The following is a 17,117-nucleotide window of genomic DNA, read 5'->3' as shown; positions in this document are numbered from 1 at the left end:
GCCTTTTTATGTTTTTTTAACATCTATTTATAAGGGGCTGAGGTAGAAGATGACGGAGAAACTGATTTTGGATGGAGCCATTGTGGCCGATGCAATCAAAGAGCAGCTGAAAGCAAGAGTGGAGGCTCTAAGCAAGCGGGGAATCATTCCATGCTTAGCGACGATACTGGTGGGCGATGACCCTGCGTCTGAAACCTATGTTCGAATGAAAGGCAATGCATGCAAGCGGCTTGGCATTGATTCCAAACGTATTCATTTGAACAAAAGCATTTCAACGGATGATTTGATTGACGTTATTTTGCAGCTTAATGCTGACCCGCTTATTCACGGCATCCTCTTGCAGCACCCCGTACCGCATCAAATTGATGAGCGTGCTGCCTTTGAAGCGATTAGTATCCATAAGGATGTTGATGGTGTAACCGCGCTAGGTTTTGCTCAAAATGCATTTGGTTATGCCCAGTATCCGTCATGTACCCCTGCTGCTATTATGGCTATTCTTGATTACTATAACATCAAGGTTGAAGGCAAACATGCCGTCGTCGTTGGACGAAGCCCGATTCTAGGCAAACCCGTTTCTCAGATGCTGCTGAACCGCAATGCAACCGTAACAACCTGTCATTCCAAAACGGAAAATTTAGCGGAGCTATTGCGTCTTGCCGATATCGTCGTTGCTGCAGTAGGCAAACCAAGCTTCATTCAAGGCGAATGGATTCGCGATGGCGCTGTAGTACTTGATGCAGGGTACAATAAAGGGAATATTGGGGACGTTGACTACGAGGCATGCCTAGCAAAAGCAAGTGCGATCACTCCTGTGCCAGCAGGCGTAGGTCCTGTTACGATCGCCACGCTTCTGAAGCATACGGTTGACTCCGCTGAGCGATTTGCACTTCATTAAGAGAGATAGGAAGAAAAACGAGGGGATCTTATTAGCTGCCTTGCAGCTAAGATCCCCTCGTTCGTTCTATAGGACGTCTACACATCCCGTTCTAATAGATACCTCGCTGTAAACTGATCGGTAATGAGTACATTCGTGTAGCCGCCGCGCAGCGCGCCATAAATGCCATCTACCTTCTTCGCTCCGCCTGCCACAAGTATTGACTGATCCTTGCGCTTCAGTTCATCGAGACTGATGCCAATCGTGCGCTGGTTCATGAGTGTTGAACAAATATTGCCTGTAATATCGATATAGCGTGAGCATATATCGCCAGCTGCCTTCTCGCGAATAATTTCCAGATCGGAATCTGTGAAATAATTGGCTCTAATTAATACAGAATCATCCGTAGGGGCTCCCACGGTTACAACGGCAATATTAGAGAGCTTCCCTAGCTCCAAAATATTGCGGATATGGCGATCCGATTCAATCGTCCGCTTCACAACCTCATGGTCAACAAGCGCCGGCAGCGGAATAAAGTAAGGTATCGTATGGAAAGCCTTGCCGAATAAATGAACAATTTCATAAGCGTATGTATTGGTCTCTGAATGGCTAACCCCGCCGTTGAGCTGCACGACCTTAACGTCGCGAACCGGCTTATCCTTAAGCTGAGAAGCCATTTGAAAGAGCGTCGTTCCCCACGTTGTCGCAATGATATCGCCATCTTTTACCGTATCGTATAAATAGTTCGCTGCCGCTTCGCCAATATACCTTTTTACGATGCTGTCCTCATACTGCGGCACAGAAACGATAACCGCTTTTTTCAGCCCAAACTTCGCTTCCAAACGATTCGCCAGAACAAAATTGTTTTCGTTCGGGTGTACGATTTTTATTTGAACGTACCCCTCATCCTTCGCCTGCTGTAAAAATCTTGATATCGTAGGGCGCGATACCCCCAGCTTCTGGGCGATTTCTTCCTGATTATAATCCAGTTCATAATACAGCCTTGCTACATCAATCATTTTGCTAAGCTTATCATCCAGTCGATCATCAGCCATCCAAGTTTCACTCTTTCTATTTATGTCTAGAAATGCAAACGGTATCTACTCCCTCTAATTTAACATAGGTTTCAAATGAAGTGTCGCCTTCTTTGTATGAAAACAACAAATCTTACTAAAAAAAACGTCCCACCCCACTCTTAACAAGTGGAATGGGACGCTTTTGCTTAATTAAATTCCGTTTCTTCCTTCATACTCTAGTGCGGACAAAATCAGTGTAACCACATCTGCTCTTGTTGCATTTTTCTTAGGTGCAAATTTATTGCCGCCCATGCCTGCTACTAGTCCTTCGGCTTGTGCCGCAGCGATATAAGGACGTGCCCATACAGGGATGTCACTCAAATCAGCAAACGTCGGCTTCGCCTTCGGATCAACTTTAATGCCTAGTGCGCGAACAAGAATTACGGTCATTTCCGTTCTTGTTAATTCACTTGATGGTCGAAGCGTATTATCCTCGTAGCCTGCAATGACCTTATCTTCAATAAGCTGTGCAAAGAAGGAGCGTGCCCATGCAGGAACTTTATCTGCATCTGCAAAGTCCAGCTTGCTTGTCGACGATTCAAGCTTCAGCGCCCTGCCTACCATTGTAATAAATTGTGCTCTTGTTGCTGTGTCTCCAGGGTGGAACGTGCCGTCTCCATACCCATTAACAAACCCAATTTCCACTGCCTTCGCAATAGCATCTGCCGCCCAGTGGCCGCGTACATCACTAAATGTGATGGATGGTGTCGGCGTTGGTGTCGTCACCGGCGGTGTCGTCGGTGTTGGCGTTGGTGTCGGCGTCGGTGTTGTCACCGGCGGTGTTGTTGGTGTTGGAGTAGGTGTCGGAACTACAACATTCACATCAACAATGCGTCCTTCTGTCGTTGCATTAATCGTACCTAGTTGATTGATATACTCCAAGAATACCTCGTAGTCAACAATGTTCATTTCGTGCTGACGTCCAGCATCTTTGGCTTGCTTCATCGAGCGATAGAAATCGCCGCCATTAGCCATAAATGAGTTTGTTGCTACAAAATAATAAGCATTCAAATCAATTGCGCTGTAGCTGCCGTCTGCGTTTTTGATTTCAACCTTCGTAATGCGTTCGCCAGCCTGCTTAAGCTTTCCGTCTGCATCCAATATTTCAGGGTTCTTATTAGAATCGTAGTAGAAGCGCATGCCCGATACTTGCGGGAAGCGGCCTTCTCCGGTTTTGATTCCACTTACACCGTTCTCAAGCGCAGCAATAATTTCTTGGCCTGTCATACGAAGCGCCGTAAGGTTGTTTCCGAAAGGCATCACCGTAAGCAATTCGCCCATCGAGATGTCTCCATCTACTTTACCCTCAGCGGTTTTCTTAATTGATTCGCGAATACCTCCGCCATTCTGAATGCCAACATAACCTTTTACATCCAATTGCTTTAATGCCTCGTTGCTGTTTACGAAGCTTTTTACTTTGGAGACCATACCGTCTGTGATCAAGTTTCCTAAGTTGGTTTCTTTTGACCGTACAGAATTACGATCACCATCCAGGAACACATTTGTTTTACCGATGACTTGCTTCTGAATATCGGCAACACCCGCACTGTATGGCTTCAACATTTCAACAGCTTCCGGGTCCGCTGCATAACCGCTAACTGTAAGCAGCTTGCCATTCCATGCGGTCAATATCCCTTTGTTATTGAATTCGAGGTCCAAACGGCCCAAATAATTGCCATATTGTTCTGCCTGTACAACGAGTGTCGGTTCTCCCGTAGCATGATATACAAGCGGTGCGTCAACCTTCGTGTGGCTATGTCCACCGACGATAACGTCGATGCCCGTAACCTTCTCAGCCAATACTTTATCAAATTCATTTCCTAGATGCGTCAATGCCACAATCTTATTGATGCCTTCTTTTTCGAGCATTTTGACCGTTTCTTCAGCTTTCTTAATATAATCCTCGAATACAATATTATCTCCTGGCGATGCAAGGAATTTTGTGTCCTCCGTTGTTAAGCCGAATACGCCGATCTTTTGCCCGCCTTCATCCAATATGATCGCGTCATAAATTTTACCTTTCGCAGCTGGTTTACCGATTGCCTGCTCAGACACAAGTCCGTTCATTGCAGGTTCCTTGCTGAAGTCGATATTTGAGCTTACAAACGGGAACTCCGCTTTTTTAATAAAATCAGCAAGTACGGATGGACCTTTATCGAATTCGTGGTTTCCGAATACCATCGCGTCATAACCAAACTTATTCATAAACGCCAAGTCCGCTTGACCAAGATATTTGTTGAAATACAGCGTTCCTGAGAACACATCACCTGCATCTAGCAAGATAGAGTCTTTTACTTCTGCACGAATTTCCTTAATCGCTGTAAAACGTTTTGCAATCGAATCAAGGTGAGCATGCGTGTCGTTCACATGCATAATCGTTAGCTTAAATGGATCGTTGTCACCTGGAAGCGGCTCGCCTTTTAGATCTGTAATACGGCCTTCTAACCCCATATTGATAGTGCCTATTTTCGTAAGGTATTCGATAAACACCTCGTAGTCAACGATGTTCATCTCATACTGACGACCATCATCTTTCGCTTTCTTCATGGAGCGGTAGAAGTCTCCGCCATTAGCCATAAAAGAATTTGTTGCTACAAAATAATAAGCATTCAGATCAATAGCACTGTAGCTGCCGTCAGCGTTCTTAATTTCTACCTTTGCTATACGCTTACCCGCAGTTACAAGCTGTCCATTCGCATCTAGTACTTCCGGCTGCTTCTTGGAATCATAGTAGTAACGCATGCCAGATACTTGTGGGAATCGACCTTGAACCGTTTCAATGCCGCTTACACCATTCTCTAACGCATCCACAATTTCCTGACCCGTCATACGAAGTGATGTAAGATTATTGCCGAATGGCATAACTTCCAAAAGCTCACCTAGTGTAATGTCACCATCCGCTTTGCCTATAGCTTTCAGCGGAATAGGTTTACGAATTCCGCCACCATTTTGAATCCCCACGAATCCTTTTACATCCAATTTCTTTAAATCAGGATTGCTGTCAACAAAGCTTTTCACTTTAGAAACCATTCCATCTGTCATTATGTTTCCAAGATTGACTTCCGCAACACGACCAGAAGGGTTGCCACCATCTAAAAATACATTCGTTTTACCAATAACCTGTTGTTTAATAGCTTCAATACCCTTTGTGTATGGATCAAGCAATTCAGTCGCTACCGGATCTGGAGCAAATGTTGCAATATCGAGCAGTTTGCCATCCCATTTAGTCAGTACGCCTGCTTGATTGAATTTGAGATCCAAGCGTCCCAAATATTTGTTATACTCCTCCGCCTGTACAACTAGCGTTGGCTCTCCATGTGTCTTGACTACCTTAGGAGCGTCTACTTTCGTATGGCTGTGACCTCCTACGATAACATCAATTCCAGCTACTTGCTCAGCCAATTGAAGATCGAATGCATGACCAAGATGAGTCAAAGCAATGATTTTGTTGATGCCTTGATCTTGCAGCATTTTGACGGTTTCTTTCGCTTTAGCGATATAATCATTAAATATGATATTTGGTCCCGGAGACGCAAGAAACTTCGTATCCTCTGTAGTTAAGCCAATTACGCCGACTTTCGTCTTGTCCTCGCCTACTTCAAGAATAAGTGAATTATAAATCTTTCCATCCTGAGCCGCTTCACCAGCCGCTTGCTCGGATAATAATCCGTTAAGTGCAGGCTCCTTGCTGAAATCAATGTTGGAGCTAACAAATGGGAATTTTGCTTTTTTCACAAAATCTGCCAGCACCGATAATTCTTTGTCAAACTCATGATTACCGAAAACCATAGCATTGTATTTCATCAAATTCATAAACGTTAAATCTGCCTGGCCTAAGTATTTATTAAAATACAAAGTGCCCGAGAATACATCGCCAGCATCAAGAAGGAGTGAATTAACTGTTTCATTTCGAACCTGCTGAACTGCAGTAACTCTCTTTGCAACATTCGCCAAATTCGCATGTGTATCATTCGTATGCATGAGCGTCATCGCAAACTCAGCCGCTTTTTTAGAAGACAGATCCAGCTGCGCAAGAAGCGGATCATGATCGCTTACTCTGCCCTGTTCTGTAGAGAAATCTGCATTGACGTGAACCACGTCGATTTCTGCTGTTGTCCCATTCGCTTTATCCACGAGGATGTGATCAAGCGTTTGTGAATTACCGTCATAGATATACGAGTAACGCTCTGAAACTGGCAGCGTATCAACAAGATTTGTTAATTCATTGCCTTTAATTTTGTTCAATGTGCCTGAGAATTGGAAATCGTTAAAGTCGCCTAACACGACTACACTTGCTTCAGGGTCTTTCGTTGTCAATTCCTTCACGAAGCTATTAACAGCTTCCGCTTGCTTCGCGCGCTGCACTTCGCTGCTGCGAACAACCGGCTGAACATCACCCCAAGGCTTGCCGTCTCCACCTTTTGAATTCAGATGGTTCGCAATCGCAACAACTCGTTTTCCTTGGAACATAAATTCTGCTACAAGCGGTTTACGAGATGAAGCAAATGTTGAAGCGTCATCAGAGCCAATACGACCAGGATTTTGCGTTAAGCCGCCAATTCCGTTTACTTTAATTGTTGATTTGTAATCGCCTTTCGTTCCTTGAGCAAGTGTTACACGTTCGGCTTGATATAAGAAGCCTACTCGGATATTACCGCCAGGAGCGCCGCCATCTTTATTTCTCTCAGGAGCGATGTCTGTATAAGAATACGTAGGTCCGCCTTTTGCTTTAATCGCATCAATCAGCGTTTTGAAGCTTTGGTCAGCATCCGTATTTTCGGTATCCTTTTCACCGTCGTTGTCTTGTACTTCCATTAAACCGATAATGTCTGGCTGCTTCATATTCGTTACAATAATTGAAGCAATTTTTGCAGCTTTAGCGGTTTGATCTGCGCTGAAGTTTTCCACATTAAATGTAGCAATCGTCAGCTTGTCCKGGTTAGGTACAATATTCGTTACCTTCTGGACGTTTGCGCTGCGTACGATAGTTGGCAAAGCTTGTGTAGGCATCAGCTTATACAGATCACCAGCGTATTGAATTACGCCAACGATATTGCCGTTAAAAGCATCTCCAGTTTTAATTTCTGCACCAGCTGGCTTTGATCCGCCAACATACAGCTTCTGCGGGTTCAAGCTGCTATCAATAGCAGACAAACCATTTCCTTGCAATACAATTCCGCCTACAGCGGTTTTCACTGGATTGTTGGCACCATTATCAAACGTAATTGGAGTTACCGCATTCGCGTAAGGTCCAGTAATCGTTGGATTTTTCACTTCAACGAGCATGCTCTCCAAACTCTCGAAGAAATCAATTGCATCGTTCTCTGGGTTGAACTTGCTAAAGCTGTCGGTATCGATCAGGTTAGGAATGATTCTGCCGCCTGTTCCTACCAATGTAGCTGTAGGAAGCTGGTTATTGCTCGATACCTTAGTGATTGTTGCTGCATTGATTTGCGTTACAGTCAAAGATGGACTGTTTCCAAATTCCTCTACAGTACCTGTGACTGATACTCCATCCTTAACAGCTAGACCATGTGCTGGCTTGTACACCTGAATAGCCTCAGACGTATTCGGATTCTCATCCTGCTCCCCATCAGGTGCCTGCATGTAGAAGGAATTCGCACTGACCGAAGTAATAATACCAGTAACATTCGAAACCTTTACATTGGTATAGATCGATTTATGCGTCTCACCTTGAATTGTATGAATGGCAATACCATTCGTATTTTCTAATACTTTATACGTAAATGTCGATACATCGCCTGTCACTCCACCAGCTGTCACAACCGCTTTAATGACCATATCCGCATTTACGACAATGGCTTTCGTATAAAGCGTTCCTGTAGTAGCTGTAGGAACAGTTCCGTCTGTCGTGTAACGAATCACACCACCCGGAACTAGTGAGCTTAGCGATACAGATCCTCCTGCGTTAATGCCCCCTGACGGAGTGCTCGCTTGAACAGCCAACTTTTTCTCCACAATATCAAGTGTATTACGTGGCAATAATTCCAATCCTACACTGGAATGGAACGTCATAACGCCAGTAACCTGCTCGAAGGTTTTACCTGCCACAAACGAAGCATCGGAAGAATAAATAATAACTTTGCCGCCATTCACAGCATCCGTAGCTGTAACAACGCCGCTGGCAACACTTTCAACTTTAATATTTTTGACTTGAACCAAACGACCTTCGAATTTGTTGCGATTTTCAGTCGTTTTGCCAAAGCTCGAAGAATCAACAACGATCTGATCTGGAATAGGAGCAGAACCCGTTACTTTTGCATTTTCAGCAGATGCCTCCAATTGAAGCAATCCCGAAAATTCAGTCAGCTTGCCAAAAGCCTCAATGACGTCCCCCGGCTGTGCCGAGACGCTGCTTGGAACTCTAACAATAATGCCTCCGTTTTGATCCTGTACGAAAAGATTTACAAAAGCGCCTGAATCCGCTCGGTGTGTTACAACACCACTAAGAGTTACGCTTGTACCAAGTGCAGCCGCACGTGCTTGTGCGATAGTCACTAGTGTAGAGATCGTATAAGAATATTCACGCAAAGCACTATTTGGAAAACCTTCTTTTTTGGCATAAGTATGAACCGTTGTAGGCGCATTAATTTTGATTTCTGTTACATTCGGTTGATACCATGTAAAGTCCTCTGGAGCGACTTGTGCATCACCTGCTCCATATACACTGTAGTAAACGCTGGCGCCAACTGTTGGCGTCGAGAGCTTAATGATTGTACCCGGAAGTACAGCTCCTTCGTTCACGTCTGGCGTTACTGCTTCAACATCAACAGCGACAACACCGTATGTGGAGTTGCGCGGGTCAGGAGTGCCCACTTCGAAATCCGCTTTATTGTTATCAGTGTCCTGAGCGCGATTGCCTTTACGAATCACTGCTGTAACATTAGTAAGTGAAGTACCAGCAGGACCTGCGCCTTCAAATTCAACGCTGGTACCATAACCAACCAAATCGATGATATTATTTTTACTATCTACTAGCTTTACCTTTCCTCCCGCTGCTCCCAAGGCAAGGGTGCCAGTATCATCCGGACTAGGCAGGTTAGGGGCATTAACATCTGTACCCGCAGACTGTTGAACTAAATAATATTTTCCAGCTCCAACCTTAATATCTTTTAATTGCATGAAACTATCCGGCCATACCCCCACTTTCGAAGATGCCGATCCGTAAAACAATTTCATTCCATCCAATGAAATGTCATGATTCGTTGGGTTGTAAAGCTCAATAAAATCCTGCTTAAACGTCGAGCCAGTTCCGTTTCCCCCACCGCCATACACTTGTGAAATAACGATATTATCTCCTGCAGGCGACGCCTGAACCGGCGCACCTAAGCTGCCGAGCGTACCTCCAACCAAAAGAAGAGCCGCTAACAGCATGCAAGCTTTTCTTTGTATTCGTATGACCAATTTGTGCATCCTACATTTTCCCCTCTCCACAACCATTAATGAATAAAATAGTTTACCCAACAATTAGATTAGCTACAAAGTGTAATCACAACATCAAAATGAAATTAAGTTCTCGTAAACATGCACATTTGTTCATAGCTGGCAATAAAAAATCCCCTTACTCCAAAAACATGCATAACATCCGTGAACAGACTATTTGCATTGATGAAGGAAGGGGAATTTAACTTCGGGCCCAAAGTTTATAAACCATCTACTTATTAATGTGATGTAAACTAACACAATACTTTATGGAGAGTATACAACGGAACATTTTTTCTGTCAATTGGTAGAAGGATTTGTTTTAAACAGAATGAAATTGCGTTTTAAGTACCATATACATAACTTGATATGTGACTTTAATGGTTCATTTTGTCTATTTTAGATATGCCGAAGTGGTTCTTTCCGTATATTCATGCTTAATGTTACAATATTTTCAAATACTTAAGCGTGCCTAGAGATGTGTTGCCCTTCTAATTTCTCTACGAAACTCCTATTAATATGTCGAAAGATACGATATTCATAGGACTCAAAAACAAAGTCAGGACTTATCAAACAAGCGGGAAATGCAAGGATGAGCAATTGATCATTGCAACTGAAAACTAACGAACACCAGACATGTTATTTGCTTTAAAATGCTACCTTTTTAGTTCTAACGAACCTAGGGAGCCTTATTAGACCTCAATTGATGTAAATGAGCTCTTTTTTACGCATATAAGGTTTTCTGAGTTCGTTAGAATTTATTTTGGACCTGATATTGCAAATAGCAGCATATAGGTTCGTTAGAATTCAGTTTACGCTCGTTGCTTCTGGATCCAATAGCATTCAGAAACTGCTCGTTGCTCCTATATTCATCAAAGCCAGCCGCCCCAAACCCCAACAAGCACCACTCTCTACAATAAATCCACAAACACAGGTGATTACTTTGAAAATAGAACGATTGCTCGCTGTTATCATTTATTTATTGAACCATGGCAGAACAAGCGCTTCGGTTTTGTCCCAAAAGTTTGAAGTCTCAAACCGAACGATTCAGAGGGATATGGAAGCCATTAATATGGCAGGCATCCCCATCCTTTCATTTCCGGGGCTGCTCGGAGGTTTTGAAATTATGGAGGGCTACCGCCTAAGCCATCAGGTTCTCACTAGAGATGAGCTCGTTTCCGTAATGACGGGACTAAAAGGGCTGCAAAGCCATTCGGATGATCTTGATGTTGCCCGCACGCTGGAGAAGATGCGAGCCCTATTGAAAAAAAGCGATATTCATTATACGGATAAAGCACTGGAACAATGGATTATTGATTTGTCCTCATGGGGCTGCAATGAGGAGGAGAAGAAAAAAACAACTCTCCTTCGACAGGCCATTCAGAAGAAAATGGTCGTAACCTTTGACTACACCAACTCACAAGGCTGCTCAGCTAAAGCTGTCGTGGAGCCGGCTTCCGTCGTTCATAAAGGGTTCCATTGGTATTTGTATGGCTATTGCAGAGACAAAAATATAACAAAGCTTTATCGACTATCGAGAATGCGAAAACTAGCTGCCATATCTGAAATCTTTGACCGAGAAATCGCCGCTTATGACGCTGCAGCCATTGAAGCCGAATGGAAAATGAATACGAAGACGGTGCATTTGGTGATGCGTTTTCAACCTAGCGTTAAGGTGAGAGTCGAAGATTCTTTTCAAGAAGGAATCATTCGCTGCGAGAACGACGGTACAATGTTTGTTGAAATCGTTTATCCTGAGGATGAATGGGTATATGGCATGATTTTGAGCTACGGGGATACCGTGGAAGTAATTGAGCCGATATATGTGAGGGATATCATCCGAGATAGAGCGAAAAATATATGGCGGCTTTACAGCTAAAAAAAGGAACGAAACGATGACAGGCAGTTGTCGTGGTTTATGTTCTACAATTCAGTTATATCTGATTGTAGGAGGATTATATGATTAAACAAAATGAACTTATTCAACAGTTTGGCAGCTTAGCGCCGTGGTATTCATCCTTATCCCATATCACACCTGAACCGACATGGCTTAATCCGATCAAGGAGGACAAATGGTCCGCCACAGAAATCATTGCCCATTTAGACAGATGGGATCAATATTTCATAACAAGCGTACTGCCCGAAGCTGAAAAACACAGCAATGTTGAATTCCCGAACCACGATGAATATAATGCTGCCTCCTCGGCTTACGCATTATCGGGCATATTGCCATCTGAAATTTTAAATCAAGCGATTGAGACAAGACAAAAACTTGTGCAAAAATTAACCGAAATGACTGAGCAGCAATTTTTTCATCCTATCACTGTACACGGAAATACACATTGTCCGCAAACGAAAGCTCCCTATTCGATCGGATATTTAATTTTTGATTTTATCCAGCATGACGAGCATCATCGCAAGCAAGTAGAAGAGTTTCTACTTCAGCCGCAGTCTAAGAAGTGATACAAAAGATCACATAAATGAAGCCGAGTTCAACTAAATCAGCACACGCTTTAAATTGTATGACTCTATAAGGTCATAACATAGCAGCGGCAGCCTCGGAATAATTCCATGGCTGCCGCTATTCTCATTCCTATTCTAAGCGTTAAAAGTAAACTTCTATCGTCCTTGTGTTTCCATCGTAACAGCGGACGGCTCAGTCGATACTTTCTCGCCTTTCTGCAGTTGATACATTTTATAATATCTGCCTCGCAGCGCCATTAAAGCATCATGATTGCCGCGCTCCACGATTTCACCGCGATGCAAGACGAGAATCTGATTCGCCTCTCGAATGGTGGACAAGCGATGAGCGATAATTAGTGTTGTCCTGCCTTCACTGACCACCTTCAAGGCTTGCTGAATCAGCCCCTCCGTCTCACTGTCGATGCTGGCTGTCGCCTCATCCAATATTAGAATAGAAGGATCGAAGGCTAAAGCTCTAGCGAAAGAGATAAGCTGCCGCTGTCCCGAAGACAACGTACTGCCGCGCTCAACCACTGGCTCATCATAACCGCCAGGCAGCTGCTCTACAAAAGTTGCCGCCCCAACATCCTTCAGCACGCTTTTCACGCGATCTATTGTGATGTCCTTGTTGTACAGGCTGACGTTGAATTTAATGTCGCCTGCGAACAAGTACGGATCTTGCAGCACAATGCCCATATGCTTGCGCAGCTCCTGCTTCGAATACGTCGCTATATTACGTCCATCAATCGTAATGTTCCCTTGATCAGGCTCATAAAAGCCAAGCAGCAGATTCATGATCGAGCTTTTGCCCGAACCGGTATGACCGACTAATGCAACCGTCTCTCCCCTGCGCGCTTCGAATGAAATTTGCTTCAGAACGTTTTCGCCCTCTTTATATGCAAACGTAATGTTATCGAATTTCACGATACCATCCGGACGTTTCACCTGAGCTACCTCTTCGACCTCCATGCCTTCCATGTCCAATATCGCAAATACCTTCTCCGCAGAAACAAATGCACGCTGTGCATTCGTCAATTGATCGAAGATACCGATAATCGGCTGAAAAATACGACCCAAATAATCAATAAAAGCATAAAACACGCCGTAAAGAATTGCTGTTTCCAGTGAAGCACGCCCAAAGTACCAAATAACCATCGCTGTTACCAAGCTCCCAATGGTGCCCACAATGTTTCTTGAAGACAAAGAGAAAACTCTAAACTGTTTGATCTGGTTAATGTAACGATCCTCGTTCAGCACCTCAAACTCTTCGAGCGTCACCTTCTCGCGGCGAAAGGCTTGAATAATCGGCATAACGACAATCGATTCGTTGATCATCGCATTCATGTCGCTGAGACGTGCGCGCATAATTGTAATGTATTTCTTTGAGTATTTTAAATGAATGACCATAATGATCGCGAAGAGCGGCGGCAATAACAAGCAAAACATCGCTAGCCGCACATCCAAAATAAACAAAGCAGTAAAAATACCGAGCAGCTGTACGAAGCTGACAACAAAGGTCGCCATGAAGCTCATGAATAAATCCCTGACCGCCTCTGTGTCGTTCGCAATTCTCGATACAATTTGCCCGATCGGCGTATTATCGAAGTAGCGCAGCGGAATTCGCTGAATATGGCTCATTAAATCCATACGCATATTTTTGATAATGCGAAGCGCCGTCGTCTGCAAAATATAGGATTGCGAGAAATTGCTAATGCTTGCAACAAGCAGCAGCCCCATATAGACGCCCAGCAGCCCGAGAACTGGCATGATATCATTACCGCCGACGGATAAATGCTTGTCGATTATCGTTTTTATAATAAAAGGTCCGCCGAGCTCAGCACCTACTGCGCAGCACAGAATAAGCAGGGCGCCGATAATTCTAAACTTATAGACGAGAGCATATGCGAATAGTCTTCTCGCCGTTGATTGTTTTGGCATTCTAAGCCTCCTATTCTTCCAAGCTAGCTTCCATTTGCTGCCGTTCCCATTGTTCCTTGTACCAGCCGCCAAACAGCATCAGCTCTTCATGAGTGCCTTCTTCGATGATTCGGCCCTCATTCAGCACAAGTATCCAGTCCGCGTGGCTAACCGCTGATAGGCGATGAGTCGTAATAAATGTCGTCTTTCCTTCACGCTCCAAACGGATATGGTGAAGAATTCGACTTTCCGTCCGTGCATCAACAGCCGAAAGTGAATCATCGAGCAGCAATATTTCGGAATCAACGAGCAATGCCCGCGCAATCGCCAGCCGCTGTTTTTGTCCGCCTGAGAGCATGACACCATTTTCCCCAACGACCGTTTCAAGTCCTTCTGGCATTTGTGCAATATCTTCTGTAAAAGAAGCCATTTGAACCGCTCGAGCGATTTCATCTAGCGTTGCGTTCGGCTTGCCTAGCGCAATATTTTCTCGAATGGTCTTGGAGAGAAGCAGATGCTCCTGAGGCACATAGGCAATCCAGCGTCTCATCTGGTCTATCTCAATTTGCTCAACTGGAACTCCCGCTATCATTAAACGATCCGCTTCAAGCGGATATTGACGCAGCAGCTGCTTAAGCAGCGTACTCTTTCCACTCCCCGTCTTCCCTACGATTCCAAGTGTCTGGCCTCGTTCAAGCTGAAAGGATACATTGTTCAAGCTAGGCTGGCTAGCCGTAGGATAAGTAAAGGTGAGCTGCTTCATCTCAATGCGCGTAGGCACCTTAATGGCAACAGGCTTATCTGAATCTTGAAGATCCGGCTTTTGCGTTAACGCCGAATCCAATCGATCAGCAGAAGCACTGCCGCGCTGCAGCACATTAATAAACTCGCCAAACGAAATCATTGGCCAAATGAGCATGCCCAAATAGATATTAAATGAAATGAGCTGACCAAGTGAAATCTCATCTTGGAATACGAGATATGAGCCATAACCTATTCCAATGGAATAACTGACACCTACAATTAACGAGATAATCGGCTGGAACATCGCATTCAGAATCGAAACCCGTTTATTTTTGTTCATAACCTCTGAGGTCACATGATCAAATGCAACAAGATCATTGTTTTCCTGCACGTACGAGCGAATAACGCGTATGCCCGAAATCGATTCCAGCGCATGTTCATTCATTTTCCCAAAGGAAGCCTGCGCGTCCAGAAAGCGGGTTCTTACTTTTTTGCCCAGCTTGCTAATCACGACTGCCAGCAACGGAAGCGGAATAAGTGCTGCGATCATTAATTTAAAGCTGACTAATGAAATCATCATAATGATGACTACCGATGCCCCTACCAGCGTATTGACGAGCGTCATTACACCGTATCCCGCTGTCTGGCCAATTGCGAGTACATCATTTGTCGCGAGCGCCATCAGCTGTCCCGTGCTGTTGCGCTGAAAGAAAGCAGGCGTCATCCTTGTTAAATTTGCGAGCAGCTTCCCTCTCAGCACCTTCTCGATAAGCGCCGAATTGCCAAACAGCGTCGTAATCCATATATAGACCATGACGTAAAGAAATAACGCAAGCAGAACTAGTGTCAACACCGTCTGCGTTAAACCAGCTGAAGTCAACTGTCCATCGCGGATGTTGTCAACCGTTCGTCCAATTAGATTAGGCGGTATTGTGGAGAGCAGGCTGACTAACGCCATAATGCCTATGGCAAGCGCATAGCTGCCCCATCTATCCTTAAAAAACCATCGCAACCGTTTTACAAAAGACATGAGATCCCCCTTTTCCGCTAATTCAACGACCTTTTCTCTCTAACATTTGAGACTCGAAATGGCAATCGAAGAAATAGCAGCTCCATAATGAATAACAATATTCCAAAAGCGATTAACAGCATGACCCAGCTATCTTCTACATTCAACAAGAACGGATATATTATAACCATTAAAAGGTTGAACACCAAATAAGTATTTCTGCGGCTAATCGCAGTATCCAACAACTGAAAAGCCCCATCCTGTTTCAGCATTTCAATAAGCCCATTAAAAATCCAATACGCCATCAAAATGTGAAGAATAAACAGCAGTTGCGAATAGAGATGGACGGCCAGCGGTATAGACGAAAATTCCGTAATCGTTACATTTGTTTGGATAAACAGAACTGGAATAGTAAGAATGATCAGAACAATAGAAATGTACTTCGCTTTTTTATATGCCGGGTGTATGGAGCCCAGATGCTGCAGGGCTGACAAAACCATCAAGTAACCTATAATGTCAGGCAGCAAATCAAAGTATCCAATCCTTATATCTATCATTGCAAAAACAAGGCCCCAGCCAAGTCTCCTTAGCTCGCGTCTGAAAGGGGTGCTCAATGCATTTCACCTCCCGAACGGACTAAACGCTTCAGCTGCCGCTCACTAAAATTAAGGTTATGATTAATCGGAATATCCTCAATCATTTCCTGTCCATCTTCCAGCTTGAAGTGAAGAATGATTTTGGACTTAAACATCGTGAAGGCTTCGGGCTCATTTTCCGGAATAGACCATTGATATGTAAATGCTAACGAGTCATTTTGCGACAGCTTCATTGGGAATTCAACCGACTCAAGCGGCTTCCCTAATAGATCAAGCTTGAACCATGGCTTCACTTTATCGCTGAACGTATATTCAATCTTCTCCAAAACAGCCGCTTTCCTTACATAAACCTTATAGCTTCCAGAGCCATTTGAGGACGAGCCACCCGAAGCAAAGTCTAGTATGCCTTCTCGTTTATTCCACTCGACATTAATCTCACCAATCGGAACTTTTCTAGACTGCCCTTTCTCGTAATACACCGTAATCTCTCTTATTGTGAACGGTATTTTCCTATCCTCATTGATAACATCTGGCATCAATTGTCCAGAAGCTCGCATCTCAGATTGATGAGTATGTATGTTGCTTTTATAAATTTGAAATCGGAATTCCGGCAGTTCTTCTATTTGAATGCTGCTTACTTTATTAGTTGCTTGTTTATTTTCAAAAAATGTAAAATCAAGTATTTCACCAGTGCTCCCATTTATGGTGCTGTCATGCTTTAGAAACAGCGCCTCCTTCAGCTGCATGCTCTGAAAATACCAAAGGTTTCCTAGCCAGCTTCCCGTTATGAGAAACACGACGACATACCATCTTATTTTAATTTTCAGTCCTGTCACCCCTCTCCTCATCTGTTCATATTACCACTTATTTGTGCTAGAGATAATAATTGGTTTTAAAATAAGTGGTTGTTCTTTATAACGAATATGATATGATTATTTTGAACATCGCTTTATGAAATTTAAACGATCGAACACGTCAGAGGTGTAGCCTATGAA

General features: G+C 43.9%; 9 protein-coding genes. 3 read left to right on the top strand and 6 right to left on the bottom strand.

Features of this window, described 5'->3' with window-relative positions:
* Positions 1-49 precede the first annotated feature (49 nt).
* Positions 50-895, top strand: coding sequence for a bifunctional 5,10-methylenetetrahydrofolate dehydrogenase/5,10-methenyltetrahydrofolate cyclohydrolase (locus AB4Z17_RS07015; protein WP_441958932.1), 846 nt, complete (start codon positions 50-52; stop codon positions 893-895).
* Positions 896-972: 77 nt separating this feature from the next.
* On the opposite strand, the gene AB4Z17_RS07010 is transcribed toward AB4Z17_RS07015, so the two are convergent.
* Together AB4Z17_RS07010 and AB4Z17_RS07005 are read right to left on the bottom strand one after the other, a co-directional pair.
* Complete coding sequence (locus AB4Z17_RS07010) at positions 973-1,929, bottom strand: sugar-binding transcriptional regulator (protein WP_076267183.1); 957 nt, start codon at positions 1,927-1,929, stop codon at positions 973-975.
* Between the two features lie 171 nt (positions 1,930-2,100).
* Positions 2,101-9,345: a 5'-nucleotidase C-terminal domain-containing protein gene (locus AB4Z17_RS07005; RefSeq protein ID WP_441958930.1), complete on the bottom strand. Its 7,245-nt coding sequence runs from the start codon at positions 9,343-9,345 to the stop codon at positions 2,101-2,103.
* A 982-nt stretch (positions 9,346-10,327) separates the two neighbouring features.
* On the opposite strand from AB4Z17_RS07005, the gene AB4Z17_RS07000 reads away from it, so the two are divergent.
* A complete protein-coding gene (locus AB4Z17_RS07000; RefSeq protein ID WP_441958928.1) occupies positions 10,328-11,272 on the top strand; it encodes a helix-turn-helix transcriptional regulator in 945 nt (314 codons plus the stop codon).
* 80 nt (positions 11,273-11,352) lie between these two features.
* Complete coding sequence (locus AB4Z17_RS06995; RefSeq protein WP_441958926.1) at positions 11,353-11,856, top strand: DinB family protein; 504 nt, start codon at positions 11,353-11,355, stop codon at positions 11,854-11,856.
* A 156-nt stretch (positions 11,857-12,012) separates the two neighbouring features.
* Here AB4Z17_RS06995 and AB4Z17_RS06990 read toward each other — a convergent pair whose 3' ends face one another.
* From AB4Z17_RS06990 to AB4Z17_RS06975, 4 genes are read right to left on the bottom strand one after another with little or no spacing between them, the layout of a single operon-like run.
* Positions 12,013-13,794, bottom strand: a complete 1,782-nt coding sequence (locus AB4Z17_RS06990) for an ABC transporter ATP-binding protein (RefSeq protein WP_441958924.1) — start codon at positions 13,792-13,794, stop codon at positions 12,013-12,015.
* A gap of 10 nt (positions 13,795-13,804) precedes the next feature.
* Positions 13,805-15,547, bottom strand: a complete 1,743-nt coding sequence (locus tag AB4Z17_RS06985; RefSeq protein WP_441958922.1) for an ABC transporter ATP-binding protein — start codon at positions 15,545-15,547, stop codon at positions 13,805-13,807.
* A 17-nt stretch (positions 15,548-15,564) separates the two neighbouring features.
* Positions 15,565-16,140: a hypothetical protein gene (locus AB4Z17_RS06980; protein WP_441958920.1), complete on the bottom strand. Its 576-nt coding sequence runs from the start codon at positions 16,138-16,140 to the stop codon at positions 15,565-15,567.
* Positions 16,137-16,958, bottom strand: coding sequence for a hypothetical protein (locus AB4Z17_RS06975; RefSeq protein ID WP_441912849.1), 822 nt, complete (start codon positions 16,956-16,958; stop codon positions 16,137-16,139). The genes AB4Z17_RS06980 and AB4Z17_RS06975 overlap by 4 nt, the downstream gene beginning before the upstream one ends.
* Positions 16,959-17,117 lie beyond the last annotated feature (159 nt).

Source organism: Paenibacillus sp. TAF43_2 (assembly GCF_052113545.1).
Classification (GTDB): domain Bacteria; phylum Bacillota; class Bacilli; order Paenibacillales; family Paenibacillaceae; genus Pristimantibacillus.
This window is presented reverse-complemented; position numbering and strand designations above follow the sequence as displayed.

What these genes read in the sequence shown, in the direction of transcription:
- AB4Z17_RS06990 (WP_441958924.1), bottom strand. Translation starts at nt 13,794, where the DNA reads ATGCCAAAACAATCAACGGCGAGAAGACTATTCGCATATGCTCTCGTC.
- AB4Z17_RS06995 (WP_441958926.1), top strand. Translation starts at nt 11,353, where the DNA reads ATGATTAAACAAAATGAACTTATTCAACAGTTTGGCAGCTTAGCGCCG.
- AB4Z17_RS06985 (WP_441958922.1), bottom strand. Translation starts at nt 15,547, where the DNA reads ATGTCTTTTGTAAAACGGTTGCGATGGTTTTTTAAGGATAGATGGGGC.
- AB4Z17_RS07015 (WP_441958932.1), top strand. Translation starts at nt 50, where the DNA reads ATGACGGAGAAACTGATTTTGGATGGAGCCATTGTGGCCGATGCAATC.
- AB4Z17_RS07010 (WP_076267183.1), bottom strand. Translation starts at nt 1,929, where the DNA reads ATGGCTGATGATCGACTGGATGATAAGCTTAGCAAAATGATTGATGTA.